At 64.7% G+C, this 25,300-nt stretch carries 25 protein-coding genes; 18 read left to right on the forward strand and 7 right to left on the reverse strand.

Annotation, left to right across the window (positions count from 1 at the left end; translation table 11 throughout):
• Positions 1 to 3: 3 nt before the first annotated feature.
• Positions 4 to 408, forward strand: a complete 405-nt coding sequence (locus QUH67_RS32700; RefSeq protein ID WP_300943971.1) for a hypothetical protein — start codon at positions 4 to 6, stop codon at positions 406 to 408.
• Positions 409 to 451: 43 nt separating this feature from the next.
• Here QUH67_RS32700 and QUH67_RS32705 read toward each other — a convergent pair whose 3' ends face one another.
• Positions 452 to 1,186, reverse strand: coding sequence for a HugZ family pyridoxamine 5'-phosphate oxidase (locus tag QUH67_RS32705; protein WP_300943973.1), 735 nt, complete (start codon positions 1,184 to 1,186; stop codon positions 452 to 454).
• A 217-nt stretch (positions 1,187 to 1,403) separates the two neighbouring features.
• Between QUH67_RS32705 and QUH67_RS32710 the strand changes: the two genes are divergently transcribed.
• The 5 genes from QUH67_RS32710 (at position 1,404) to QUH67_RS32730 (ending at position 5,401) form a co-directional block, all read left to right on the forward strand.
• Positions 1,404 to 2,105, forward strand: a complete 702-nt coding sequence (locus QUH67_RS32710; protein ID WP_027541437.1) for a response regulator transcription factor — start codon at positions 1,404 to 1,406, stop codon at positions 2,103 to 2,105.
• A 100-nt stretch (positions 2,106 to 2,205) separates the two neighbouring features.
• The gene (locus QUH67_RS32715; protein WP_300943981.1) at positions 2,206 to 4,023 is read left to right on the forward strand and encodes a sensor histidine kinase; all 1,818 of its coding nucleotides are present in this window, start codon (positions 2,206 to 2,208) and stop codon (positions 4,021 to 4,023) included.
• Positions 4,020 to 4,544, forward strand: coding sequence for an HPr kinase/phosphorylase (locus tag QUH67_RS32720; protein ID WP_300943984.1), 525 nt, complete (start codon positions 4,020 to 4,022; stop codon positions 4,542 to 4,544). The genes QUH67_RS32715 and QUH67_RS32720 overlap by 4 nt, the downstream gene beginning before the upstream one ends.
• 132 nt (positions 4,545 to 4,676) lie before the next feature.
• Complete coding sequence (locus QUH67_RS32725) at positions 4,677 to 5,078, forward strand: PTS sugar transporter subunit IIA (protein ID WP_024339151.1); 402 nt, start codon at positions 4,677 to 4,679, stop codon at positions 5,076 to 5,078.
• Positions 5,075 to 5,401, forward strand: a complete 327-nt coding sequence (locus QUH67_RS32730) for an HPr family phosphocarrier protein (RefSeq protein WP_300943986.1) — start codon at positions 5,075 to 5,077, stop codon at positions 5,399 to 5,401. Before QUH67_RS32725 ends, QUH67_RS32730 begins: the two co-directional genes overlap by 4 nt.
• Before the next feature lie 186 nt (positions 5,402 to 5,587).
• On the opposite strand, the gene QUH67_RS32735 is transcribed toward QUH67_RS32730, so the two are convergent.
• Positions 5,588 to 6,385 carry an SDR family NAD(P)-dependent oxidoreductase gene (locus QUH67_RS32735; protein ID WP_300943988.1) on the reverse strand — a complete coding sequence of 266 codons (798 nt, stop codon included), beginning with the start codon at positions 6,383 to 6,385 and terminating at the stop codon, positions 5,588 to 5,590.
• Between the two features lie 34 nt (positions 6,386 to 6,419).
• A complete protein-coding gene (locus QUH67_RS32740; RefSeq protein WP_300943989.1) occupies positions 6,420 to 8,021 on the reverse strand; it encodes a glycosyltransferase family 39 protein in 1,602 nt (533 codons plus the stop codon).
• Between the two features lie 115 nt (positions 8,022 to 8,136).
• Here QUH67_RS32740 and lepA point away from each other — a divergent pair, with 115 nt between their 5' ends.
• The 5 genes from lepA (at position 8,137) to QUH67_RS32765 (ending at position 15,271) form a co-directional block, all read left to right on the forward strand.
• Complete coding sequence (gene lepA / locus QUH67_RS32745; protein ID WP_300943991.1) at positions 8,137 to 9,948, forward strand: translation elongation factor 4; 1,812 nt, start codon at positions 8,137 to 8,139, stop codon at positions 9,946 to 9,948.
• Between the two features lie 239 nt (positions 9,949 to 10,187).
• The gene (locus QUH67_RS32750; protein WP_300943993.1) at positions 10,188 to 11,423 is read left to right on the forward strand and encodes an MFS transporter; all 1,236 of its coding nucleotides are present in this window, start codon (positions 10,188 to 10,190) and stop codon (positions 11,421 to 11,423) included.
• 85 nt (positions 11,424 to 11,508) lie between these two features.
• Positions 11,509 to 12,681, forward strand: a complete 1,173-nt coding sequence (locus QUH67_RS32755) for an acyl-CoA dehydrogenase family protein (RefSeq protein WP_300943994.1) — start codon at positions 11,509 to 11,511, stop codon at positions 12,679 to 12,681.
• A gap of 94 nt (positions 12,682 to 12,775) precedes the next feature.
• Positions 12,776 to 14,743, forward strand: a complete 1,968-nt coding sequence (locus QUH67_RS32760) for a methyl-accepting chemotaxis protein (RefSeq protein ID WP_300943995.1) — start codon at positions 12,776 to 12,778, stop codon at positions 14,741 to 14,743.
• Between the two features lie 63 nt (positions 14,744 to 14,806).
• The gene (locus QUH67_RS32765; protein ID WP_300943996.1) at positions 14,807 to 15,271 is read left to right on the forward strand and encodes a DUF1801 domain-containing protein; all 465 of its coding nucleotides are present in this window, start codon (positions 14,807 to 14,809) and stop codon (positions 15,269 to 15,271) included.
• 115 nt (positions 15,272 to 15,386) lie between these two features.
• On the opposite strand, the gene QUH67_RS32770 is transcribed toward QUH67_RS32765, so the two are convergent.
• Together QUH67_RS32770 and QUH67_RS32775 are read right to left on the reverse strand one after the other, a co-directional pair.
• Entirely contained in the window at positions 15,387 to 17,600 is a 2,214-nt protein-coding gene (locus QUH67_RS32770; protein WP_300943997.1) for a putative bifunctional diguanylate cyclase/phosphodiesterase, read from the reverse strand.
• 317 nt (positions 17,601 to 17,917) lie between these two features.
• Positions 17,918 to 18,277: a hypothetical protein gene (locus QUH67_RS32775; RefSeq protein WP_300943998.1), complete on the reverse strand. Its 360-nt coding sequence runs from the start codon at positions 18,275 to 18,277 to the stop codon at positions 17,918 to 17,920.
• Positions 18,278 to 18,381: 104 nt separating this feature from the next.
• On the opposite strand from QUH67_RS32775, the gene QUH67_RS32780 reads away from it, so the two are divergent.
• From QUH67_RS32780 to modC, 6 genes are all read left to right on the forward strand, one after another.
• Positions 18,382 to 19,380 (forward strand): Bug family tripartite tricarboxylate transporter substrate binding protein, encoded by a 999-nt coding sequence (locus QUH67_RS32780; protein WP_300943999.1) that lies wholly within the window; start codon positions 18,382 to 18,384, stop codon positions 19,378 to 19,380.
• 136 nt (positions 19,381 to 19,516) lie between these two features.
• Positions 19,517 to 20,458 (forward strand): penicillin-insensitive murein endopeptidase, encoded by a 942-nt coding sequence (mepA, locus tag QUH67_RS32785; protein ID WP_300944000.1) that lies wholly within the window; start codon positions 19,517 to 19,519, stop codon positions 20,456 to 20,458.
• A 31-nt stretch (positions 20,459 to 20,489) separates the two neighbouring features.
• A complete protein-coding gene (locus QUH67_RS32790) occupies positions 20,490 to 21,011 on the forward strand; it encodes a hypothetical protein (RefSeq protein WP_300944001.1) in 522 nt (173 codons plus the stop codon).
• Positions 21,012 to 21,216: 205 nt separating this feature from the next.
• Positions 21,217 to 22,002 (forward strand): molybdate ABC transporter substrate-binding protein, encoded by a 786-nt coding sequence (modA, locus tag QUH67_RS32795; protein ID WP_300944002.1) that lies wholly within the window; start codon positions 21,217 to 21,219, stop codon positions 22,000 to 22,002.
• Entirely contained in the window at positions 22,002 to 22,697 is a 696-nt protein-coding gene (gene modB / locus QUH67_RS32800; RefSeq protein ID WP_300944003.1) for a molybdate ABC transporter permease subunit, read from the forward strand. Before modA ends, modB begins: the two co-directional genes overlap by 1 nt.
• Before the next feature lie 2 nt (positions 22,698 to 22,699).
• Positions 22,700 to 23,359: a molybdenum ABC transporter ATP-binding protein gene (modC, locus tag QUH67_RS32805; RefSeq protein ID WP_300944004.1), complete on the forward strand. Its 660-nt coding sequence runs from the start codon at positions 22,700 to 22,702 to the stop codon at positions 23,357 to 23,359.
• Positions 23,360 to 23,401: 42 nt separating this feature from the next.
• Here the strand turns inward: modC and QUH67_RS32810 are convergent, their stop codons facing one another.
• Together QUH67_RS32810 and QUH67_RS32815 are read right to left on the reverse strand one after the other, a co-directional pair.
• Positions 23,402 to 24,391, reverse strand: coding sequence for a Bug family tripartite tricarboxylate transporter substrate binding protein (locus QUH67_RS32810; protein ID WP_300944005.1), 990 nt, complete (start codon positions 24,389 to 24,391; stop codon positions 23,402 to 23,404).
• Positions 24,392 to 24,406: 15 nt separating this feature from the next.
• Positions 24,407 to 24,766, reverse strand: coding sequence for a hypothetical protein (locus QUH67_RS32815; protein ID WP_300948319.1), 360 nt, complete (start codon positions 24,764 to 24,766; stop codon positions 24,407 to 24,409).
• A gap of 102 nt (positions 24,767 to 24,868) precedes the next feature.
• Between QUH67_RS32815 and QUH67_RS34890 the strand changes: the two genes are divergently transcribed.
• A complete protein-coding gene (locus QUH67_RS34890; RefSeq protein ID WP_320416113.1) occupies positions 24,869 to 25,225 on the forward strand; it encodes a DUF2865 domain-containing protein in 357 nt (118 codons plus the stop codon).
• The last annotated feature ends 75 nt before the right edge of the window (positions 25,226 to 25,300 follow it).

Below are 25,300 nucleotides of genomic sequence, written 5' to 3' on the forward strand. Positions count from 1 at the left end.
CTGGTGAACGCGCTGCTTGCCAAGCCGATCCCCGCGATTTGGTTTATGCGTGCGCGGACGGTTGATCTGCATCAACCGGATGCTGCGGTGCTTTTTGTCGGTTTGCCCTCGTGGTTGCGCGATCATCCGCTGACGCCGGGATGCAAGAGAAAATGCTGCGCCGCACAATTGGAAAATTTCAACGCGCGGCGCGGGATCGGTTTCCAGCCAGCGCGCTCACGCGCAATGGCGATGACGCAGCTTTCGAATTCGGTGACCGTTAACAGCACCATCGCCTCGTCGGCCAATAGCGCGGCTGAATCTCCGTCAGCGGCAGCGGATTCGGCAGTGCGGCATCATCGGGAAATTCGAGGGTGCCGGGATTTCATGCGGGCTTTCGGCAGGTCACCTTCGCGCATCGGCCGATAGGTCGCGCCAAGTTCCGCGCCCGCTCAAATCCGTCCCGTTACCCTCAGCCTTTGGCTCGCGCCTCGCCCGCCAGCCGCACCAGCATCTTGCGCAAGCCCACGGCGCTCGTCACTCGCTCGGGGAAATCGAGCCGCAGCGTGGCGCCGGCGGCTTGCATATCCATTCCGTCGGGGTCGCAGCCGGTGCAGCGCCAATCGGCGGATTCGGCGCCCAGCAGCCTTGTCGCAATGAGATTCATCGCGTCGCGATGATCCTCGTTCATGTGCTCGACCGCGCCCTGCTCGGCTTCGAGCAATTCGGCGGCGTCGCCGATTTCGGTCAGAAACTGCGCCGGCTCGAGGTCGATGATGCGGCCAAAGCCGGCCACCAGGTGCAGGCCCGACGGCGCGATGCGAAAGAACGAAAAGTCCTTGAAATCGACAAAGGCCTCCGCGGACGGATGCGCGTTGAGGTAGCGCCGGCGCAGGGTTTTTGCGACCTCGCCGACAGCCTCTTCGGCGCGCCCCGCCAGCATGATTCGCGCGCCTTCCAGCGGATCGCCGGCGACGCGTTCGTCCAGCATCAGCGACACGCGGCCGTCGCCGAGAATATTTTTCGTATGCAGCGCGAGCCGCGAAATCAGCAGGACCGGGGACGCGTCGGGATGGCTGGCGACGTTGACCAGCGAGCAATAGGGGGCACCGCTTTCGGGCAGAAGGGTGGCAAGCGCGCCCTGCCGGCTGCGGCGGAGCAGCGAGCGCGCGAGTTTGGAAGCATCAAAATCAGGGATCGGCTGCATGGTTAGTTTCCGGGCCAACTTATTGCAAAAAAGGCCTTTTCTCGGCCAGAGGGGGTGCTATACGGGGTACGGCGTATCGCCGCAGGAGCGTTTTGCGGAACTCGGTCACACTTCAGCCTAGCTTGCATTGCTCGTTGACCGCGTACGAAGCCAATTTATGCGGCGTCTGGCTGGACTGACCGCCGTTTAAGCCACTCTCTTATTCGAAAGCAGGCTCATGCCCACAATCGCCCTGGTCGATGATGACCGCAACATTCTGACTTCCGTGTCGATCGCGCTCGAAGCCGAAGGCTATCGAATCATGACCTACACGGACGGAGCGTCGGCGCTCGACGGCTTCCGCACTTCGCCGCCGGATCTCGCGATCCTCGATATCAAGATGCCGCGGATGGACGGCATGGAAACCCTGCGCCGGCTGCGCCAGAAATCCGATCTGCCGGTGATCTTCCTGACCTCCAAGGATGAAGAGATCGACGAATTGTTCGGCCTCAAGATGGGCGCCGACGATTTCATCCGCAAGCCGTTCTCGCAACGTCTTCTGGTCGAGCGCGTCAAGGCCGTGCTTCGCCGCGGCCAGCCGAAAGACCCGACCGCCGTGCCGAAGGAGCCGGATGCGCGCGCGCTCGACCGCGGCCTGCTGCGGATGGATCCGGAGCGGCACACCTGCACCTGGAAGAACGAGCCGGTGACGCTGACGGTGACGGAATTTTTGATCCTGCAGGCGCTGGCGACCCGGCCCGGCGTGGTGAAGAGCCGCAACGCGCTGATGGATGCGGCCTATGACGACCAGGTCTATGTCGATGACCGCACTATCGACAGCCACATCAAGCGGCTGCGCAAGAAGTTCAAGGTGGTCGACGACGACTTCGAAATGATCGAGACGCTGTACGGCGTCGGCTATCGTTTCAAGGAAGCCTGATCTGCGTCTTGTGGGCGGAAGTGCCGGCTGACACATCCGCCCGTTCGGCGTAGAAAGCGTAGAGTTACACAGCGGCGTATCACAACCGGTAGCTCGACCATTGCTAGATCGAACGCAGCCCGATTCAACGCTGAACCACGAGGATGCTTCGGAGCTCCGCGATCGGGATCGCGCAGCCGAGGATAATGCGGGTGAACGGGGCTGGCGACGACCGCTCGGCTGGTTCCGCCGGGCCGGGCAGTTCTTCTTCGCGCTTTCGTTCTCCAGCCTCACGCGCCGCATCGTCTCACTCAACCTCGCAGGCCTCGTCGCGTTGGTGGCGAGCATTCTCTACCTGTCGCAGTTCCGCGCCGGCCTGATCGACGCCCGCGCGCAGAGCCTGCTGGTGCAGGCGGAAATCATCGCCGGCGCGATCGCCGCCTCCGCCACCGTCGAAACCAACACGATCACCATCGATCCGGACCGCCTGCTCGATCTCAAGCCCGGCGAGAGCTACGGCGCGCCGGATGAATCCTCGGGCCTCGATTTCCCGATCAACCCGGAGCGCGTGGCGCCGGTGCTGCGGCGGCTGATCTCGCCGACCAAGACGCGGGCCCGCATCTATGGCGGCGACGGCGGCATGATCCTCGACAGCCGCAGTCTCTATGGTCGCGGCGATGTGCTGCGGTTCGAACTGCCGCCGCCTTCGACCGAGAAGCCGGGCTTCGTCGAACGCGCCACGATCTCGATCCGCACCTGGCTCAATCGCGGCGACCTGCCGCTCTATCGCGAGCTTGGCCCGGAGAACGGCAAAGGCTACCAGGAAATCGTGCAGGCGCTCGATGGCGTCAAGAGCAGCATGGTGCGCGTCAACGACCGCGGCGAGGTGATCGTCTCGGTCGCGGTGCCGGTGCAGCGCTTCCGTGCCGTGCATGGCGGGCTGATGCTCTCGACCCAGGGCGACGATATCGATCAGATGGTGACCGCCGAACGGCTCGCGATCCTGAAAGTCGGCGGCGTCGCCTCCGCCGTCATGATCGTATTGTCGCTGCTGCTGGCGAGCACGATCGCAGGTCCGGTGCGACGGCTCGCCGACGGCGCCGAGCGCGTCCGCCGCCGCATTCAGACCCGCGTCGAGATTCCGGACTTCACCCGCCGCCGCGACGAGATCGGCCATCTCTCCGGCGCGCTGCGCGACATGACCAACGCGCTGTACAGCCGCATCGAGGCGATCGAGATGTTCGCCGCGGACGTCGCCCATGAACTGAAGAACCCGCTGACCTCGCTGCGGTCGGCGGTGGAGACGCTGCCGCTGGCGCGCAACGACACCAGCCGCGCCCGCCTGCTCGAGGTGATTGAACACGACGTCAAGCGGCTCGACCGCCTGATCTCGGACATCTCCGACGCCAGCCGCCTCGATGCCGAACTGCAGCGCCAGGACATGGCGCCGGTCGATCTGCGGCGGCTGCTGACGACGCTGACCTCGGTCGCCAACGAGACCAGGCTGGGCCACGATGTCGCGGTCGAGGCGCGTTTCGAGGGCCGCGGCGCCACCGACACGTTCTCGGTGCCGGGCCATGATTCCCGGCTCGGGCAGGTGATCTCCAACCTGCTGTCCAACGCGCAATCGTTCTCCGCGCCGGGCGGCAAGGTACGCGTCGCCTGCCGCCGCGTGCGCTCGGAAATCGAGATCGTCGTCGACGATGACGGGCCTGGGATCGGCGAGGACGCGCTGGAACGCATCTTCGAGCGCTTCTACACCGACCGGCCGCACCAGGGCTTTGGCCAGAACTCGGGACTCGGGCTGTCGATCTCCAAGCAGATCATCGAGGCGCATAACGGGCGGATCTGGGCGGAGAACCGCCACGGCCCGGCCGATGCCGACGGCAAGCCGACCGTGGTCGGCGCGCGCTTTGTGGTACGGCTTCCCGCGCCATGATGACGCAGGGCGCGAGCGTCCACGCTTCCGCCGTGCGGGTGGGAGACCGCGCCGTGCTGATCCGCGGCCCCTCAGGCGCCGGCAAATCGCGGCTGGCCCTCGACCTGATTCTCGCCGGACGCGCCGGACAGCTTCCGCAGGCCGTTTTGGTCGGCGATGACCGTGTCCATCTCGACACAGTCGCCGGACAATTGCGCGTCCGCCCGGCGCCAAAACTGGCCGGTCTGATCGAGGTCCGAGGCCTCGGCGTTAGGCATTGCGACTTTGTTGAGGAGGCCGTCGTCGGACTGGTCGCCGATCTTGGGGCCCCCGATGCGGAGCGGCTGCCGCCGCCGGAAGCGCTCTTTATTCGCTTAAACGGTGTCTTGATACCGAGAATCCCTATAGGGAATGGTTATGCGCCCCTCCCCCTGATTGCAGCGGCATTGATAACAACTGCGAGTTCGGACGCCGTCAGACCTTCGGATGATTGTCCGAAGGGATTTGGTAACCATATAAGCCCCAATATCGCCACTGATTAAACCGGCACAGGCCTCACTGTTTACCGCCAAGTACTGGAACAATAGCCGAGATGCCCTCTTGCGCGGGGCCTCTGGATGGTCAAAGTGGCGCGTTCGTGCGGTGCACCAAAAAGCACCCGCGAGGAGTTTCCGATGATTGGTCTAGTGCTTGTGACCCATGGGCGCCTTGCTGACGAGTTCAAGGCAGCGCTCGAACACGTAATGGGTCCGCAAAAACAAATCGAAGCCATCACGATTGGAGCCGAAGACGACTCCGATCTCTGTCGCAGCGATATCATCGAAGCGGTGAATCGCGTTGACAGCGGCGATGGTGTCGCCATTCTCACCGACATGTTCGGCGGCACACCCTCAAACCTGGCGATTTCCTGCATGAGCCGTCCCAAAGTGGAAGTGCTCGCAGGCATCAATCTTCCGATGCTGGTCAAACTTGCCAAGGTGCGCGAGGAGCGTTCGCTTCCCGACGCCATCGCGATGGCGCAGGAAGCCGGTCGCAAATATGTGACCATCGCCAGTCGCGTCCTCGCCGGCAAATGAGCGACGACGCCGAGCCCGAAAAGGAAGTCGGGCCGAGCGTGCCGGCAGGCGCCGTTTCACGGGACCTTCTGATCATCAACAAGCGCGGCCTGCATGCGCGGGCCTCGGCGAAATTCGTCCAGCTGGTCGAGAAGTTCAGCGCCGAGGTCTGGGTGACGCGCGGCGGCGAGACCGTCGGCGGCGCTTCCATCATGGGCCTGATGATGCTGGCGGCCGGACCGGGAACCACGGTGACGGTTTCGGCGATCGGCCCGGAGGCACAGCAGGTGGTCGACGCCATCGCCGCGCTGATCGCCGACAAATTTAACGAAGAAGGCGTGTGAGGCGCGACGGCTTGTTCTTACCTCGTCCCCGCTTGCGGGGAGAGGTCGGATCGCTATTGCGATCCGGGTGAGGGGGCACCGGACTATCCACTCGCACCAGAGTTCGCGGTGAGACCCCTCACCCCGACCCTCTAAGAGCAAGCTTCGCTTGTCTCGACCCGCAAGAGCGAGGCGACGGAGAAAAAATCAAAACGGGTTGGTGACGATGCCGCCGTCGACGCGGAGCGCGGCGCCGTTGGTGGCGCTGGAGGCCTTTGAGCAGACGTAGCAGATCAGATTGGCGACCTCTTCCGGCTGGGCGTAGCGCTGCAGCAGCGAGGCCGGGCGGCGTTCGGTGAAGGTACGCTGGACGAGATCATCGACGGTGGTGCCGGCCGCCTCGGCGCGCGCAGCCAACCGCACCGGCGCCATCTCGACCCAGGTCGGACCAGGCATTACCGAATTCACCGTCACGTTGGTGCCTTTGGTCGTCTCCGCCGCGCCGCGCGCGATGACGAGCTGCGCCGACTTCGAAAAGCCGTAATGCACCATCTCCTTCGGGATGAAGACGCCGGACTCGCTGGAGACGAACACGACGCGGCCCCAATCCTTGCTGTCCAGCATCCGCTTCAGGTAATGCCGCGTCAGCCGCACCCCGCTCATCACGTTGACCTCGAACATTTTGGTCCAGTCGGCGTCCTCGATGTCGAAAAAGCCCTTCGGCTCGTAGATGCCGAGATTGTTGACGAGGATGTCGGCATCGGGAAACTGCTCGACCAGTGCGGCACAGCCGGCGGCATTGCCGAGATCGACCACCGCGCCATGCACCTTGGCCAACGGCGCCGCCTTCTGGACTTTTGTCACGGCTTCGCCGACCGCCGCCTTGTCGCGCCCGTTGACGATCACCTCCGCGCCCATTTGCGCCAACCCGATCGCGGTCGCCAGCCCGATGCCGCGCGTCGAGCCGGTGACGAGCGCCGTCTTGCCTGTCAGGTCCATATCCATCTGCTTCCCCCTTCGATTTTCCGGTTGGCTGCTCTTACTTGGCCGGCGGCACGATGAAGATGTTCCAGGCCGTCGCGGGGCCTGACATCCCGAGAAAGTACCGCCGTGTGGTCATCACCATGTGCTCGGCATTGGCCGCATGGGCCTTCATCCACGCCTCGCACTGTTGCATCTTCCAGTGGCCGACTTCGCAGATGCCGATGAAGCCCGATCGCCTGGCGTCGTCCAGCGAGGTCAGGCCGGACGACCACGGCTCGTTCGGGGTCAGCGGCGCCGGATGATCGGGGCTGTAGAAGGTGACGGCCGGGCCGGTATCGGTATAGGCGGCAACCACCGGCCAATGCGAATTGAACCGTATGCGCCAGATTTCCGTCAGTTGGCGGGCGAGTTCGGATCGCGCGCGGTAGGTGGCGCCGGCCGTGCGCTTTTCGCTGAGTTCATAGGCGACGATCCTGGGCGACACAGCGAGCACGACCAGCGAAGTCGCCAGCCACGTCGCGGTCAGGCCCGACAGCGCGAATTTCCGGACCCGCACGGAGGGTATCGCGATCAGCGCAAGCGGCATCAGGAAAAACAGCGGGATGCCCCAGTCGGTCTTGATGTAGACGTGGAACAGCACGGCGCCGAGCGGCGGCCCGATCGCCACCACCGCCTGGATGATCCAGACGTTGAGCGCCTGAGACGAATTCACGCCGGTATTGGCGCCGCGCGACAAGAACGAAAACGGCGGCCATCGGAACGGCCGCGAGGCCAGCGCGATAGCGCCGAGTATCACCGGCAACGCCAGCAGCGCGAGATTATGTTTGACATAGCCGAGCGCGAGATCGTCGATCATGGTTTGATCGGTGAGCGAATAGGTGTCGCCGGCATAGGTGAGCGGGACGAAGTCCACCTGCTTCAACCACATCAGATGCGGCAGCATCGCCACCACCAGCACGGCAATTGCCACCCACGGCGCCGGCGAGCGGAGAAATTGCAGGCGCGCAGGATGGATCAGTGCGGCCAGACCGACGGCGCCGATCATGGTCAGCGCCCAGTATTTGGTCATCAGCGCGAGCGTCCCGGCCAGCCCCAGCCAGATGCCGGACCGGACGCTGCGCTTCTCGAACGCATCGAGATAGGCCAGCACGACCAGCGGCAGCGTAACGAGCTGCAGCAGGTCCGGATTGTACTTGAATCCCTTGAAGTTGAAGATCGGATAGAGCGCCAGCATCACCACGACGAAGAACGCGCGGCGGCGATCGACCACGCGTAGCGCTACCAGCCAGCAGGCCACGAGCGCGCAACCGAGCGTCGCCATCGCCAGCGCATAGGTCGCCCAGTCGGTGACCGGAAACAGCCTGAACCAGACGCCGGCGACCCAGCCGGACAATGGCGGGTGCTTGCCGTAGCCGAGCAGGAACTTCTGGCCCCAGGCATACGCTTCGGCGACGTCCATGTGGACGTCCTGCCCGGTCTTCAGGTTGATCAGAATGAGCGTCCACAAGACGGCGTGAACGACTGCAAAGCCCGTAACCAGCCGCAGGCTGGCTGTGGGATCGCTGGCGAGTGCGGCCAGCCACGCCGCCAGCCGCCGGACGGAGGGGATGGTGCGTCTCGGGCGTGCGGCTGCGGGTGAAACGGAAATACGCGACATGGCCCCGTGCGTAGCGCGTTTCGGACCGCAGTGGAATCGGTTTGGCGGGAAGAATCCCCCTTAGAATCCAGCAATATGGTTGCCGCACGGGGGTGCCAATGCTATCCCGCGCCCCATGACCACAGTCCCCATTTCCAACATCCGAAACTTCTCCATCGTCGCCCATATCGACCATGGCAAATCGACGCTGGCCGACCGCCTCATCCAGATGACGGGGGGCCTGACGGACCGTGAAATGGCGGGCAAGGAGCAGGTGCTCGATTCGATGGATATCGAGCGCGAGCGCGGCATCACCATCAAGGCGCAGACGGTGCGGCTGAACTACCGCGCCAAGGACGGCAAGGACTACATCTTCAACCTGATGGACACGCCCGGCCATGTCGACTTCGCCTACGAAGTCTCGCGGTCGCTGGCAGCCTGCGAGGGATCACTGCTGGTGGTCGACGCCAGCCAGGGCGTCGAGGCGCAGACGCTCGCCAACGTCTACCAGGCGCTCGACAACAACCATGAGATCGTGCCGGTCCTCAATAAGGTCGACCTGCCCGCGGCCGAGCCCGACAAGGTCAAGCAGCAGATCGAGGACGTGATCGGCATCGATGCCTCGGACGCCGTGATGATCTCGGCCAAGACCGGCCTCGGCGTGCCCGACGTGCTGGAAGCGATCGTCACCCGCCTGCCGCCGCCGAAGGGCGACCGCGATGCGACGCTGAAGGCGCTGCTGGTGGACAGCTGGTACGACGTCTATCTCGGCGTCGTCGTGCTGATTCGCGTGGTCGACGGCATCATGAAGAAGGGCAGCCGCATCCGCATGATGGGCACCAACGCTTCCTATGATGTCGAACGCGTCGGCTTCTTCACGCCGAAGATGGAGCAGGTCGACGAGCTTGGCCCCGGCGAGATCGGCTTCATCACCGCGGCGATCAAGGAAGTGGCCGACACGCGCGTCGGCGACACCATCACCGACGATCGCAAGCCGATCAGCGAGATGCTGCCGGGCTTCAAGCCGGCGATCCCGGTGGTTTTCTGCGGCCTGTTCCCGGCCGACGCCAATGATTTCGAGACGCTGCGCGGGGCGATGGGCAAGCTGCGCCTCAACGACGCGAGCTTTTCCTACGAGATGGAAACCTCGGCCGCGCTCGGCTTCGGCTTCCGCTGCGGCTTCCTCGGGCTGTTGCACCTGGAAATCATCCAGGAGCGGCTGTCGCGCGAGTTCGACCTCAATCTGATCGCGACCGCACCGAGCGTGATCTACAAGATGCACCTGACCGACGGCCAGGAGATCTCGATCCACAATCCGGTTGACATGCCCGACGTGGTGAAGATCGCCGACATCGAGGAGCCGTGGATCGAAGCCACGATCCTCACCCCCGATGAATATCTCGGCAGCGTCTTGAAGCTGTGCCAGGACCGCCGCGGCGCGCAGAAGGAGCTCACTTACGTCGGCTCGCGCGCGATGGTGAAATACGACCTGCCGCTCAACGAGGTCGTGTTCGATTTCTACGACCGCCTGAAATCGGTCTCGAAGGGCTACGCCTCGTTCGATTATCACCTGACCGATTACAAGGTGGCCGATCTCGTCAAGATGCAGATCCTCGTCAACAACGAGCCGGTGGACGCGCTGTCGATGCTGGTGCATCGGACCCGCGCCGAGGGCCGCGGCCGCGCCATGGTCGAGAAGATGAAGGAACTGATCCCGCCGCACATGTTCCAGATCCCCATTCAAGCCGCGATCGGCGGCAAGGTGATCGCCCGCGAAACCGTCCGCGCGCTGCGCAAGGACGTCACCGCAAAGTGCTACGGCGGCGATATCACGCGCAAACGCAAACTTCTGGAGAAGCAGAAGGAAGGCAAGAAGAAGATGCGGCAGTTCGGCAAGGTCGACATCCCGCAGGAAGCGTTCATCGCGGCGTTGAAGGTGGATAGCTGATTCAACACCGTCATTCCGGGACACGCCAAAGGCGTGGACCCAGAATCCATGGCGCTGCGTGAATGCTGGGAGAGATGGATTCCGGGTTCGCGCTTCGCGCGCCCCGGAATGACGACGGAGAGGTCCGGCCAGCCTCATGAGGGGGATCGATTCAAGGCGCTCGATCGTCTTGCCCTCGCTGGATGAATAAGCCACCATCCCCCTGCTCGATCATAAACACAAAAACAGCGAGGAAATGCATGCGGGAGTCCTCCGGACCATCCTACGGCTGGGTCGTCGTCGCCGTCGGCGCACTGATGACCTGCGTGGTGTTCGGCTCGATGCTGTCGCTCGCCGTGTTCCTGCAGCCGATCTCGGAAGACATGGGCTGGTCGCGCAGCGGCGTGTCGGCGGCGGCGACGATCGACTTTCTCGCGATGGGGCTCGCGGCATTTTTCTGGGGCACGCTGTCCGACCGCTACGGCACCCGCATCGTGGTGTTGTCAGGCACGCTGCTGCTCGGCGCCGGCTTGATCGGCGCAAGCCAGGCCACCAGCCTGTGGCAGTTCCAGTTTTTCTTCGGCGTCCTGATCGGCGTTGCCGCCGGCAGCTTCTATGCGCCGATGGTGGCGGCGGCGAGCGCCTGGATCGAGCACCGCCGCAGCCTCGCGGTCGCGCTGGTCTCGGCCGGCATGGGCGTTTCGCCGCTCACGGTGGCCCCGTTCGCGAGCTGGCTGATCACGAACTATGACTGGCGCACGGCGATGCTGACGATCGGCATCGTCGCGCTGGCGCTGCTGATCCCGGCCTCGCTGCTGGTGCGGCCCGCGCCGGCGCCCTCGAACCCGGCGGCCGCCAATGGAACCGGCGCGCCCGAGCGGGAATGGACCGTCGCGCAGGCGCTCAAGACGCCGCAGTTCATCACGCTGGCGCTGGCGCATTTCGCCTGCTGCGCGGCGCATTCCGGGCCGATCTTCCACATGGTGAGCTACGCCATGATCTGCGGCATCGCCCCCCTCACCGCCGTCACCGTCTACAGCCTGGCGGGATTCTCCGGCCTCGGCGGCCGGCTGCTGCTCGGCGTGCTGGCCGATCGCTTCGGCGCCAGGCACGTGCTGGTCGGCGGACTGTTCGTCCAGGCCCTGTCGATTGCCACCTACCTCGCGGTCGGCCATCTCGGCGAATTCTACGCGCTGTCGGTCGTGTTCGGCCTCGCCTATGGCGGCGTGATGCCGCTGTACGCCGTGCTGGTCCGCGAATATTTCGGCGTGCGTATCATGGGCAGCATGTTCGGCGCGGTCTCCGCCTTCGCCAGTCTCGGCATGGCGCTGGGCCCGCTCGCCGGCGGATGGGTGTTCGACACCTTCCACGCCTACAACTGGCTCTATGTCGGCTCGTTCGCCATCGGCATCACCGCTGTCGCCGTGGCGCTGAGTTTTCCGTCAGGCAAACGGCCGTCGCAACCGTCGCTCGACCTGGGGCGGGCGACGGCGTGAGTTGACCGCCGCCTTGATCGAGGGCGGCGGATGGGTCACCATCGCGTCCAAGAAGACCCAAGAACACGAGAATGCGAGGAAGCGCATGACCAAGCATCCCGGCCTCGACCTCGTCGAACGTGCCCGCGCGCTGGCGCCCCTGATCGCGCGCGAGGCCGACGCGATCGAGCGGACGCGGCGGCTGACGCCTGACGTGACGCAGGCGCTGATCGAGAACGGGCTGTATCGTTCGCTGCTGCCGAAGAGTTTTGGCGGCACCGAGGCGCCGCTGGAAGTCTTCATGCAGATGCAGGAGGAGGTCGCCAAGGCCGACGCCTCGACCGCGTGGTGCCTCGGCCAGTGCAGCGTCTGCGCGATGACCGCGGCCTATCTCGATCCTGACGCGGCCAACGAGATCTTCAACACGGCACCGGGCATTCTGGCCTGGGGCGCGATCAATCATGAAGTGCAGGCGGTGCCCGGCGGCTACAAGGCCAGCGCGCGCTGGGATTTCGCCTCCGGCTCGCGGCAGGCAAGCTGGCTCGGCGCGCATGTCCGCGTCGTCGAGGCCGACGGCACACCGCGCCGCAAGGCGGATGGGTCGCCGGAGATCCGCACCATCCTGTTTCCGGTGACCAGCGCCACCATGTACGACGTCTGGGACGTGATCGGGCTGCGCGGCACCGGCACCGATTCCTATTCGGTGGAAAACCTCTTCATCCCGGAAAAATTCGCAGCGCTGCGCGACGAGGCGGAAGCCCGCCGCGAGAACGGGCCACTGTACAAGCTCTCCACCAACATGGTGTTCAGCATGGGTTTTGCGGCGACATCGGTCGGCGTCGCGCGGGCCACGCTCGATGCCGCGATCGATCTCGCGCGCGGCAAGACCCCGCAGGCGCAAAAGGCGATGCGGGAGAACAACGCCGTGCAGGGCGTCGTCGGCCGCATGGAGGCGCAGTGGCGCGCCACCCGCGCCTATCTCTATTCCACCGCAGCGGAAGTCTGGCGCGATCTCGTGCGCGACGGAACGCTCACCGAAGCGCACCGCATCGCGCTGCGCATCGCCGCGACCTGGAGCATCCACCAATCGGCTGCCGTGGTCGACGCGGCCTATCACATGGCCGGCGCTACTGCCGTGTTCAACGCCAACCGCTTCGAACGCCGCTTTCGCGACATGCATGCGATTGCGCAGCAGATCCAGGGCCGCGACTCGCATTACGAGGACGTCGGCAAGGTGATCCTGTCAGGCCATCTGGAGGGAACTCCGACCGCGCGGTGAGGCTCCGTAGTACTACGGACCGATTTTTCCCCGTGTTGTTAAACAATACGTGAAATCTATAGGGAGCTTGGCCCTTGGAGCTCCCGTACGCATCATGTTCAAGATTCGCTCGATCGCCGTTCGCCTGATCCTCGCCATTTCGGTGACGGTGGCTGTCGCCTGCGGCATCCTCGGCACGTTCTCGATCGCCCAGCAGCGTTCGCTGACGCAGTTGGCGCTCGATCAGCAGCTCAAGCTGCAATATGAAAGCGTGATCGCCGCCATCGATTATGAAGGGCGCGCCGCGCTTGCGGTCTCTTCCCTGATCGCAGGCCTGCCGCCGGTCGCCGAGGCTGTTGCAAAGAACGATCGCGACGGATTGGGTAAGCTGCTCGGCGAAGGCCTGGAGTCGCTGAAGGCGCAGGGCATTCCGCTGATCTCGTTCTGGCGGGCGCCGGCGACGGCAATCTACCGCGTGCATGCGCCAAAAGTGTTCGACGACGATGCTTCGGCGCGACGCACCACCGTGGTGGAAGCCATCAAGACCGGCAAGACCATCGTCGGCGTCGAGCCCGGCCGCGAGGCGCTCTCGATCTTCGGCATGACGCCGATCGTGCGCGACGGCAAGACGCTGGCCAATGTCGACGTCGGCGCGGCCTTCGGCAAGGAATTCGTCGATCGCGCCAAGAAGCGTTTCGGCATCGACCTCGCGGTCTATTCCTATGATGGCAAGGATTTCAAGCGGCTCTCCTCGACCTTTGGCGACGGCGTGGTCACCACCGCCGACGAACTCAAGGGCGTATACAGCGGCCAGCCCCTGCGCCGCGACGCGACGCTCGCAGGCCGCCCCGCTGCGCTCTATATCGGGCAGATCAAGAACTATGCCGGACAGCCGGTCGGCATTTTGGAGATCATCAAGGATACGACCGAGTACGAGGCAGCCGCGGCGAGTTCGCAACGCAGCCTGATCCTCGGCACGGTCGTCATCCTGATCGGCGCGATCCTGCTGGCATTGCTGCTCGGTCGCGGACTGTCGCGGCCGCTGGCTGCCATCACCGCGGTGATGAACCGCCTCTCCGGCGGCGAGATCGACGTCACGATCCCCGGCAGCGAGCGCCGCGACGAACTCGGCACCATGGCGAGCGCGGTCGAAACGTTCCGCCGCAGCATGATCGAAGCGCGCGGCATGCGCGAGGCGCAGGAAGCATCGAAGCAGCAGAGCGAACTCGAGAAGAAAGCCCTGCAGCGCCAGATGGCCGACCGCTTCGAGGCCGACGTCAAGAGCGTCGTCGCCGCGGTTGCAGAGGCAACGAGTGACATGCAGCGCGTCGCCGGCGAAATCGCCACCAGCGTGAACGGCACCTCGCAGCGCGCCGCCGCCGCAGCTGCCGCCTCGGACGAGGCCTCCGGCAGCGTCAACGCGGTGGCGGCTGCGACCGAACAGCTGGCGTCCTCGGTGGCCGAGATCGGCCGTCAGGTCACCCATTCCAGCCGGGTCGCCGACGACGCCGTGGTCAAGGCCGGACAGACCACCGAAATGGTGAGCAGCCTGGCCTCGGCGGCCGAGAAGATCGGCGACGTGCTTCGCCTGATCGGGGCGATCGCCAGCCAGACCAACCTGCTGGCGCTGAACGCGACGATCGAGGCCGCGCGCGCCGGCGAGGCCGGCCGTGGCTTTGCCGTCGTCGCCTCCGAGGTCAAGGAACTCGCCAACCAGACCGCGAAAGCCACGGAGGAGATCGCGGGCCAGGTCGCCGCGATCCAGGCCGCGACCGGCGATTGCGTGACGGCGATCGGCGGCATCAGCAACACCATCCGCGAGATCAGCGGCATCGCCACCACGATCGCCGCAGCCGTCGAAGAGCAGGATTCGGCGACGCGGGAAATCGCTCGCAGCGTGCAGCAGGCGGCCACCGGCACCACCGAAGTCTCGGTCAACGTCACCGGCGCCAGCCAGTCCGCCGACCAGTCGCGCGCGCTGGCCGACAATGTCGCGACCGCTTCCAGCCAGCTCGGCCAGCAGGCCGATGCGCTGTACAAGCGCGTCGATACGTTTTTGGCGGGCCTGCGCGACGCGGCGTAGTCGTGCTCGGCGATCAGTCCGTGCTATAGCCATGCGTATCGTTTGGTATGCGCGGACGGGCGGATGAAGAAGGCGACAGCGAAGAATGTGACAAGGCGCGTCACAAAGAAATCAGAAAGTAGCCAGAGTGCCGCGATCGACGCCGTCTTCGCGGCCTATCCGCCACCGGTGAAAGCCAGATTGCTGGCGCTGCGCCGGCTGATCTTCGACACGGCGAAGACGACCAACGGCGTAGGCGCGCTGGAGGAGGCCCTTAAATGGGGGCAGCCGAGTTATCTCACCTCCGAGAGCAGGAGCGGCAGCACCGTCCGGATCGATCAGCTCAAGAATGAAGCCGGCGGTTACGCGGTGTATTTCCATTGCCAGACGGATCTGGTCGAGACGTTTCGCGAGCTCTATCCAGAACTCCGCTATGGCGGCAACCGCAGCATCCTGCTCGACGCCGGCGAGAAGCTGCCGGAGGCGGCGCTGCGCCACTGCATCGCGCTCGCGCTGACCTATCATGCGAGGAAGCGAAAGGCTGGATGAGCGTCATTGCGGTCTTGCAGGATGGGTTGAGCTCTTTGCGAACCCCATCAATTCATTGCGCAGGGAGGTGACGGGTTTCGCAAAGAGCTCGACCGATCCTGCGCGTTCATCCCATTCACGCCACCAGCGCGGCGCCGGCCGGCGAACTCCAGTTGCCTTGCGTCTTCAACAGACCCAGGATCTCCGCATTCGGACGGGCGCGGCTGAACAGAAAACCCTGCCCCTCGTGGCAACCCTCGTTGCGCAGGCAGTTGAGTTCGGCTTCGGTTTCGACGCCTTCCGCCGTGATGGTGACGCCCAGACCCTTGCCGAGGCTGATGATCGAACGCACGATCGCCTGCGCATCTGGGTTGGCGGCGAGGTCGCGCACGAAGGACTGGTCGATCTTGATCTTGTCGAACGGAAAGCTACGCAGATAGCTCAGGCTGGAATAACCGGTGCCGAAATCATCCATCGAGATGCGAACGCCGAGCGCGCGCAGCGCATGCAGCGTCGCCAGCACCTCGCTGCTCTTTTCCAAAAGCAGCGTCTCGGTGATCTCGAGTTCCAGGCGACGCGCCGGCAGGCCGGTCTGCTTCAGCGTATCCATCACCAGCTGCAGCAGATTGCCGACGCGAAACTGCAGCGGCGACAGGTTGACGGCGACATGAACGTCGTCGGGCCATTGCGCCGCATCCGCGCAGGCCCGGCGCAGCATCAGGCCGCCGACGGCGTTGATGAGGCCGGTTTCTTCCGCAACAGGGATGAATTCGGCCGGCGAGATCATGCCGCGCTCGGGATGCGGCCAGCGCACCAGCGCCTCGAAGCCGGTGATTCGCCCGCTCGCAAGGTCGACCAGCGGCTGGTAGTAGGGCCGCAGCGCATCGCCCTGTACGGCCGCGCGCAGCTCGGTTTCGATCTTGCGCCGCGCCTGGGCGCGCGCATCCATGCCGGCCTCGAAGAACGAGAAGGTGCCGCGGGAATCGTTCTTGGCGCGCGACAGAGCGAGGTCGGCGTTCTTCAGGAGTTTTTCGGATTCGTCGCCGTCGCCGGGCGACATCGCGATGCCGATGCTGGCGCCGATCACGATGGAATGGCCGTCCAGCAGATAGGGATCGCCGATGGCGTCCAGCAGGCGCCGCGCAAGGAACGCCGCATCCTCGGGCCGCGTCACCCCGCCCTGGACGATCGCAAACTCGTCGGAATTGAGCCGCGCCAGCGTATCGTCGTCGCGCAGCACCGATCGCAGCCGCTTGCCGACGCCACGCAACAGCTTGTCGCCGATGCCGTGGCCCAGCGTATCGTTGACGGCCTTGAAATGGTCGATGCCGAGCACCAGCACCGCGACCTTCTCCCCGTTACGGCGGGTGCGCAGCAGGACATCGTCCATCTGCTGGCGCAGCAGATTGCGGTTCGGCAGCCCCGTCAGGCCGTCATGCTGGGCCATGAACGTCAGACGCGCCTCGGCGCGCTTGCGTTCGGTGGTGTCCATCAGCGCCAGAAGGGCCGCAGGCTGATCGCCATAGACGAGCTGGCGCGAATAAATCGCGAGATCGATCAGGCCGCCGTCGGCGCGAACATGCTTCCAGGTGCGCGCGGCGCGATCGTCGCCGGTCCACGGCAGTTCGGCGTCGAAGGCTTGCAGGCTGCGGATCGTCAGATTCTCGAATTCGCCGCGGCTGTAGCCATAGTGCTGAACCGCGGCATCGTTGACCGCGAGGATGCGTTCGTCGCCGAGCGCACAGACGATCATCGGAACGGGGTTGCTGTCGAACAGCAGCCGGAACGAAGCCTCGCGCTGCTTCAACTTGGTGATGTCGATGCGCAGGCCAATGATGCCACCGTCCCCGGTGAGACGTTCATCGATCAGGATGACGCGGCCGTCGGCCAGCCTCTGCTCGTGCCGCTCGCCCGGCTGATACAGTTTCTTGAGCCGGGCTGCGATCCACTCTTCCTCGCGCCCGACGGCTTCCGGATAGTCGCCCCGTGCGACGCCGATGCGGATCGTATCCTCCAGCCGCGCGCCTTGCTTGAACAGGTCCGAAGTACGGCTGTACATCTCGGCGTATTTCTTGTTCCAGAGAATGTAGCGGCCTTCGGCGTCGAGAAACACGACGCCCTGCGGCAGGATGTCGATCGCCTCCCGCAGGCGCTCATGCGATTTGCGCGCCTCCGCAAGCGCCGCATCGACCTCGTTGCGCCTGCGCACGATCTTGCCGGCGGCAACGGGCGGTCGCCGACGGCGCTTGGCGGCGGGCTTCGGCGCGGACTTCACCGGCCGGCCCGGAAAGCGCCTGATCGCCGCAGCCGGCCTGGACTTGCCCGCTGGTTTTCGCTTTTTTGTCGACATCGCTACGCTTACCCCGCGCACTAACGCGGGCGATGTTGTGGGATAAGTATCTGAAAAAATAGTATCTCTTGGCACTGAAAGGACGCATGCGCGTTCTCACTTACGGTCTGCTGCGAGAATCCACACACGCACCGCGTGTATCGCTTTTGACGCAAATCGCAACTTTGCGGGTTAAAATCGCCACACCGGTGTTGCCGGACGGCGACGCCCGCCCCGGGTGCACAAGGAATGCGCGAAACCCCAGACATGCGCCCGAGCCACGGCCAACGATCGAAAGGGTTATCGTGCGGTTAACGCAGTAGCGGCGTCACGGCCATTCAACCCAAGGCAGCCGCGACGGCTTGCGCTTCCGGCACCACGTCTTGGTCGTAAAGCCGTCGGCGGAACGCGGCAGGCGCGGTAATCTCGGCATCACGGACGCCGAGATCGGCGCAGGACGAGTCGTAGCGCATGCCATTCACGCGCGCGCCGCTCTGAACGGCGGCTACGCGCCAGCGCCGCAATTGCTCATAGGCCAGGAAGGCCACCGGCCCGCGGTCGTACAGCGCCGCCAGCGCCTGCTCGTCGACAAAAACGTCGAAGCCGTGGGCGATCAGCGCATTGGCAGCGAACAGCCCGCCGATTCCGCCTTCCATGATCACGGCTGTGCGTTGCGGCTGCGCCATCGTCTCGCGCAAAAACTGCTTCGGAAGCCCGCGCGCTCAAGCTATCCTCCCCGCAAACACCAAGCGTCGACAGTCCGGACCGGGCGGCGCAGATGTGGCCAGCGGGAAGAGATTCAATGCCCGGCTCTACGCCAGATATTCCCGTTCGCCGCCAACTGGCGCTCCTCGCGCTGCTTCTCGCTCTTCTTGCACCTGGTCATCCCCCCGCCCGCGCCAATGAATTCCCTGACCGTCCGGTAAAAATCGTCGTTCCATTTCCGGCTGGAGGAACCGCCGACGCGATCCCGCGGATCGTCGCCGACTGGCTGTCGCGCAAATGGAATCAGCCTGTTGTCATCGAGAACCGCACGGGCGCTGGGGGCAATATCGGCGCTGAACAGGTCTACCATTCGGCGCCCGACGGCTACACGCTGCTCTCGTCACCGCCGCCGTCACTCGTGATCAATCACAATCTGTATCCGAAACTGGCCTACGACCCGACCAGGTTCGAGCCTGTCATCGTGATGGCGCAGGTGCCGAACGCGGTGATGGTCAATCCGAACAACATCAAGGCGTCGAGCGTGCCCGAGCTGATCGCATTCCTGAAGGGCAATTCGGACAGGACGATCTGCGCCACGCAAGGCAATGGCACGACCTCACACCTGACCTCGGAGCTGTTTCAAGCGATGGCGAAGGTGAAGCTGCGGCACATTCCGTATCGCGGCTCGGCGCCTGCGCTACAAGGGCTCGTCGCCGGCGAAGTCGACATCATGTTCGACAATCTCGGGGTTTCGCTGGCGCTGGCTCAGGCCGGCAAGCTGAAACTGCTCGCGGTGGCGTCCTCCACCCGCCTGCCGTCGATGCCGAATGTCCCGACGATTGCCGAAACGCTGCCCGGCTTTGAATCGGTCGCCTGGTACGGCATCGTGGCACCGCCGAAAACGCCGAAAGACATTGTCGCAAAGATCAACGCCGACGTCAACGAGGCGCTGCGCCGGCCCGAGGTTCAGGACCACTTCAAGAAGCTGTCGGCCGTCGCTTTTGGCGGCACGGTCGAGAGGACATCGAAATACATGCGGGAGGAAGTCGACCGGTGGGCCACGGTGATCCGGTCGGCAAATATCAAGTTGCAGTAGTCGTGTCCGCGACAACCGGTCTTGCCTCACGCAGATTTCATCATTGCGCGCCGCCACAAGCGGCAATATCAGCGTTACCGCGCCAACGCCCCGCGGCCCGGTTTCATGCCCCGTTTTTCGCGGCTAGAGTGATCCGATGAACCCTCGCCTGATTCTGATCATCGCCGCCATGACCGCCGCCACCGTGGCCGTCGCATGCGCACAGGACAAGGGCACGGTCAATCCAAGGCCGCTGCCGCCGCTGGCCAATCCCGACGACCCCTCGGTGGCAGCAAAGGAACTGTTCGGCCGCAAGGTGCGGCCGGCGGCGATGCCAACGCGTGTGCACGGCTTCTATGCGCATGGTTGCATCGCGGGCGCGGAGGGTTTGTCGATCAACGGCGACAATTGGCAGGTGATGCGGCTGTCGCGCAACCGCAACTGGGGACACCCCGACCTCGTCGCGCTGGTCAAGCGGCTCGCTGCCAAGGCGCACAAGGATGCGGGCTGGCACGGGATACTGGTCGGCGACATGTCGCAGCCGCGCGGCGGACCGATGCTTACCGGGCACGCCAGCCATCAGGTCGGGCTCGACGCCGATATCTGGCTGACGCCGATGCCGGGCCGGCAATTGTCGCGCAACGAGCGCGAGGAAATGTCGGCTGTCATGATGGTGCGCAGCGACCGGCTCGACATCGACCCGCACGCCTGGACGCCGAAGCATCTGGCTGTCATCCGCGCCGCTGCGATGGAATCCAGCGTGCAGCGCATCTTCGTCAACGCGGCGATCAAGAAGGCGCTGTGCCGCGAGGCCAAGGGCGATCGCGGCTGGCTGCAGAAAGTGCGGCCGATGTACGGCCACGACTATCACTTCCACATCCGCATGAAGTGCCCGCCCGGTGCCGGCGAATGCGAAAGCCAGCCCGAGCCGACCGAAGGCGAGGGCTGCAGCACCGGCGATCTCGCCTACTGGTTCAGCGACGCCGTGCTGCATCCCAAGCCGCCAACGGTGCCGCCGAAACCCAAGCCGCCGATGACCATGGCGGCGCTGCCGCCGGCCTGCAAAGCCGTGTTGCATGCGCCGGATGCGAAGCCCTGACGTCCAGAATCAAATCCGCAGGAGAATAACGATGAAGATCTGGCCCCTGATTGCATCCATTGCTCTTGTCACCAGCGTGCACGCGCAAACTCCCTACGCCGGAATGCAGACCCGCCCGATCAAGGCGCTTTCCGAACAACAGATCGCCGACCTCGGCGCCGGCCGCGGCATGGGTTTCGCGCTCGCAGCCGAACTGAACGGCTATCCCGGCCCGTTGCACGTTCTCGAACTGGCCGACAAGCTCGAACTCTCTGCCGGGCAGCGGGCCAGCGTGCAGCGCCTGTTCGACTCGATGAAAGCCGAGGCGATGCCGCTGGGCGCCAGGCTGATCGAGCAGGAAGCCGAACTGGACAAGCAGTTTGCAACCCGCACGGTGACGCCGGAAAGCCTGAAGGCATCCACCACGGCGGTCGCGGCGACGCAGGGCGTGCTGCGCGAAACCCATCTGAAATACCATCTGTCGACAGGGGGCATCCTGACCCCGTCGCAGATGACCAAATATGCCGAATTGCGCGGGTATGGCGGCGGCGGGCACAAGCGACACCACCACTGACGCCCCTGCGGCGGCTTGCACGGCGGTGCAGCCGTCTTTACCTCCTGCTTCAACCTGACTATTGTCCGGGCTGGCGACATTCCTGATCGACCGCAAGTCCTCCAGGGAATACCGGAACGGCGCTTCCGAGGGTCGCCTCGATCCAAATCAACGCCTGTCTTGCGCGCGGCAACCGCAGCACGCAATCACGCATGGAGCGCCCCCGATGAAGCGTGTCGCCGGTCTTTTCCTGGCCTTCGCCATATCGTTACCAGCCCTCTATTCGCCGGCCGCCGCGCAGGAGAAGGCATTGACCGTCTTTGCTGCCGCCTCGATGAAAAATGCGCTCGATGAAATCGACGCCGCCTACACCGCCAGATCAGGCGTCAGGATCACGGTGAGCTATGCCGCCAGCTCGGCGCTGGCAAAGCAGATCGAACAGGGCGCGCCGGCCGACGTGTTCATCTCGGCGGACACCGACTGGATGGATTACGCGATCGGGAAAAAGAGCATCAACGAGCCGACCCGGGTCAACCTGCTCGGCAACAGCATCGTGATGATCGCGCCGAAGGATTCCAAAATCGACAATGTGAACATCGGTGCGGGTTTCAATCTCGCCAAGCTCGCCGGCGACGGCAAGATCGCGACCGGCGACGTCAAGTCCGTGCCGGTCGGCAAATACGCCAAGGCCGCGCTGGAGAAGCTCGGTTCGTGGCAGGCCGCCGAGCCGAAATTCGCGATGGCCGAAAGCGTGCGCGCCGCGCTGACGCTGGTCGCGCGTGGCGAAGCGGCACTCGGCATCGTCTATTCCACCGACGCCATTATCGAGCCCGGCGTGAAGGTGGTCGGCGCCTTCCCGGCGGATTCGCATCCCGCCATCATCTATCCCGTCGCGGCGACGACGACCGCCAAGCCGGAGACGGCAGACTATCTTGCGTTCCTGCGCTCGACCGCGGCGAAGACCATTCTTGAAAAATACGGCTTCAAGTTCCTGCTCAGCCCCACCACCTGATGTTCGATATCTCGCCCGCCGAATGGACGGCCATCCTGCTGTCGCTGCGGGTGGCAGTCATTGCAACGCTGGTGGCGACCCCGTTCGGCATCGCGCTGGCATGGCTGCTGGCGCGATATGATTTCTGGGGCAAGTCAATCCTCGACGCCGCGGTGCATCTGCCGCTGGTGCTGCCGCCGGTGGTTACCGGCTATCTGCTGCTGCTGACCTTCGGCCGCCGTGGCACGGTCGGCGCGTGGCTGGCCGACCATCTCGGCATCGTGTTCGCGTTTCGATGGACCGGCGCGGCGCTGGCCTGCGGCATCATGTCGTTTCCGCTGCTGGTGCGGCCGATCCGACTGTCGATCGAGGCAATCGACCGCCGGCTAGAGCAGGCGTCCAGCACGCTCGGCGCCGCGCCGTGGCAGGTGTTCGCCACCGTGACGCTGCCGCTGGCGCTGCCCGGCATACTGGCCGGCATGGTGCTCGGCTTTGCCAAGGCGATCGGCGAGTTCGGCGCGACGATTACCTTCGTCTCCAACATTCCCGGCGAGACGCAAACGATTTCGTCCGCGATCTATTCGTTGATCCAGACGCCGGACGGCGACGCCGCCGCCAGCCGGCTGGTGCTGATCTCGATCGCGATCGCGATGGGCGCACTGATTGCCTCCGAATGGTTCGCGCGGCGCGCCACCAAACGCCTGCACGGGAACTGACCATGCTGCGCGTCGACGTCACAAAGCAGCTTGGCGAATTCTCGCTGGAGGCCAAATTCGAGAGCCAGGGCCGCGTCACCGGCCTGTTCGGCGCGTCCGGCGCCGGCAAGACCTCGCTGATCAACATGATCGCAGGACTGTTGCGGCCGGATCGCGGCGTCATTGCGCTTGATGACGAGGTGCTGGACGATACGTCGAAGGGAATTCACGTGCCGCCCCACCGGCGGCGGATCGGCTATGTGTTTCAGGACGCGCGACTGTTTCCGCATCTCGACGTCCGGCAAAATCTCGACTACGGCCGGCGCATGAACCGCCTCGCGGCCGATCCTGTCCAGCACAAGCGCGTCACCGACCTGCTCGACATCGGCCAACTGCTCGACCGCCGCCCCGGCCAGCTCTCCGGGGGCGAGCGCCAGCGCGTCGCGCTCGGCCGCGCGCTGCTGTCGAAACCACGATTGCTGCTGATGGACGAGCCGCTCGGCTCGCTCGACGAGGGCCGCAAGGAGGAGATCCTGCCCTATCTCGCCCGGCTGCGCGACGAGGGCATTCCGATGGTCTACGTCAGCCACGACGCCGCCGAACTGCGTCAACTGGCGACGCAGATCGTGATGCTGAAACGAGGACGCGTCACCGCGCTCGGCGGGGTGAAGGTGCTGGCGTAGCGCGCAATCGCAGCCTCGTGGGACCTGTGCGACCGTGCGCCTTCAATCGATTTTCAAGCCGAGCCGGGTCACCAGCGGCTCCCAGAACTTGACCGCATCGGCCAGCACCTTGCGAAACCTTTCCGGATTGGAATCCGGCGTCGCTTCAAATCCCGTCTCGATCATGAGCCGCTGGTATTCAGGCGTCGACAGCAGCGCGCGCGAGGCGCTGGCGATCCTGTCGATGATGGGCTTCGGCGTTCCGGCGGGCGCAAGCAGGCCATAGCTGCTTTCGTTGGCGATGCCTGGAAATCCGGCCTGCACCACCGTGGGCAGGTCCGGCGCTGCGAGCAGCGGCGTCGCGCTCGTGATCGCCAGAATGCGCAATCCGCCGGACTTGTGAAGTCCCAGGCTTTGCGCCGTGCACCCAACGACTCCCATCGGTATCTGACCGCCGACCAGGTCCGTCATGACCGGCCCGGCGCCCCGATAGGGAATCTGGGCGAGTTCCGGAATGCCCGCGACCGACTTGAACAACTCGCCAACCAGATGATTGGTCGAACCGACGCCGACGTGACCATAGGATATCTTGCCTGGATTGGCTTTGACATGCGCGACGAGTTCGTCAAGCGACTTGACGGGCACCGATGGGTGCACCGCGACGCAAAGAGAGCCGACCGCGAGCTGCATGATCGGATCGAGGTCCTTGATCGGATCGTAGAGCGGCCTTGCCTTCAGCAGCGCTTCGTTGACGTGCGGCAGCGTGCCGCCGAGCAGGATGGTGTAGCCGTCGGGGCGTGCCTTGGCGACCGTGGAAGCGCCGAGCGAGGCACCGGCGCCGCCGATGTTCTCCACGACGATCGATCCGAGCAGCGGCTTGATCCTCTCGGCCCATGGTCGCCCCAGCGAATCGTAGGCGCCTCCAGGCGGGAACGGCACGACCAGGCGGATCGGCCGATCGGGATAGGACTGCGCCTCAGCAACGTCCGGCAGGGCCAGAGGCGCCGCAGCACCCCCGAGGAGTTTTAGAACATCCCGCCGCGACTTCTGCATGAGGCCCCCAAAGGCTCAAAAGGCTCGCTTGTGCGTCGGTGGATACTTCACCTCGGAAGGCAGCTTGGCAAGATCGGACGCATGGCGCGTGAGGTCGCAGGTCGGCCGCGCCTGCTCGCCATTTTCTTTCCTTTTCTCCGCCCTGCTTCGAGCGTGTTTGAAATCCACGATTGCCGCAAATGAGAACCCGGTTTTCCCTGATGCTTGCAAGGGAGGTCGTTGCGTCCGGTGGATCAGGTATTGCGAAGCAGATTGTCTTTTCAGCGCATGTTGCGCCGCATCGTGGCTGTTGCCGCCATTATTATCCCTGTGGCGCTGGCGCCGGAACTGAGCTCGGCCGAAAACCTGCTCGATTTCCTTTTCGGCGGCGGCCAAAAGCACCAGTCCCAGCCTTCACTGTTCGGCAAAATTTTCAACAATGACCCGCAACCCGGGCCGCCGGGGCAGGTCGCCGCTAGCTCCGGGCCGGCCTTCTGCGTGCGCAGTTGCGACGGCAAATATTTTCCGCTGATGCGCGGCGCGGCCTCGCCGACGCAAATGTGCCAGGCGTTCTGTCCGGCCAGCCCAACCAGAATTTTCTTCGGCGCCAACATCGACAACGCCTATGCCTCAACCGGCGAACGCTACACCGACAGCGCGAACGCCTTTGCCTATCGCAAGGCGCTGCGCGCCGATTGCACCTGCAACGGCCGCAGCCCGGTCGGCCTGGCGCCCGTCGATCTCGCGATGGACGGATCGTTGCGCTCCGGCGACGTGATCGCCACCGGTGACAGGCCCGTCGTCCAGTCCAGTCTGCCAGCCCGCAACGAGCAGAACCGGATTTCACGCCGGTAGCGTCTCTCTCGGCCGCCACGCCGGAGGTGCCCGGTACGCTGAACTCGACATTAACCTCAGTCGGCCGAGAATGGT

It is taken from the genome of Bradyrhizobium roseum, assembly GCF_030413175.1.
GTDB lineage: Bacteria > Pseudomonadota > Alphaproteobacteria > Rhizobiales > Xanthobacteraceae > Bradyrhizobium > Bradyrhizobium roseum.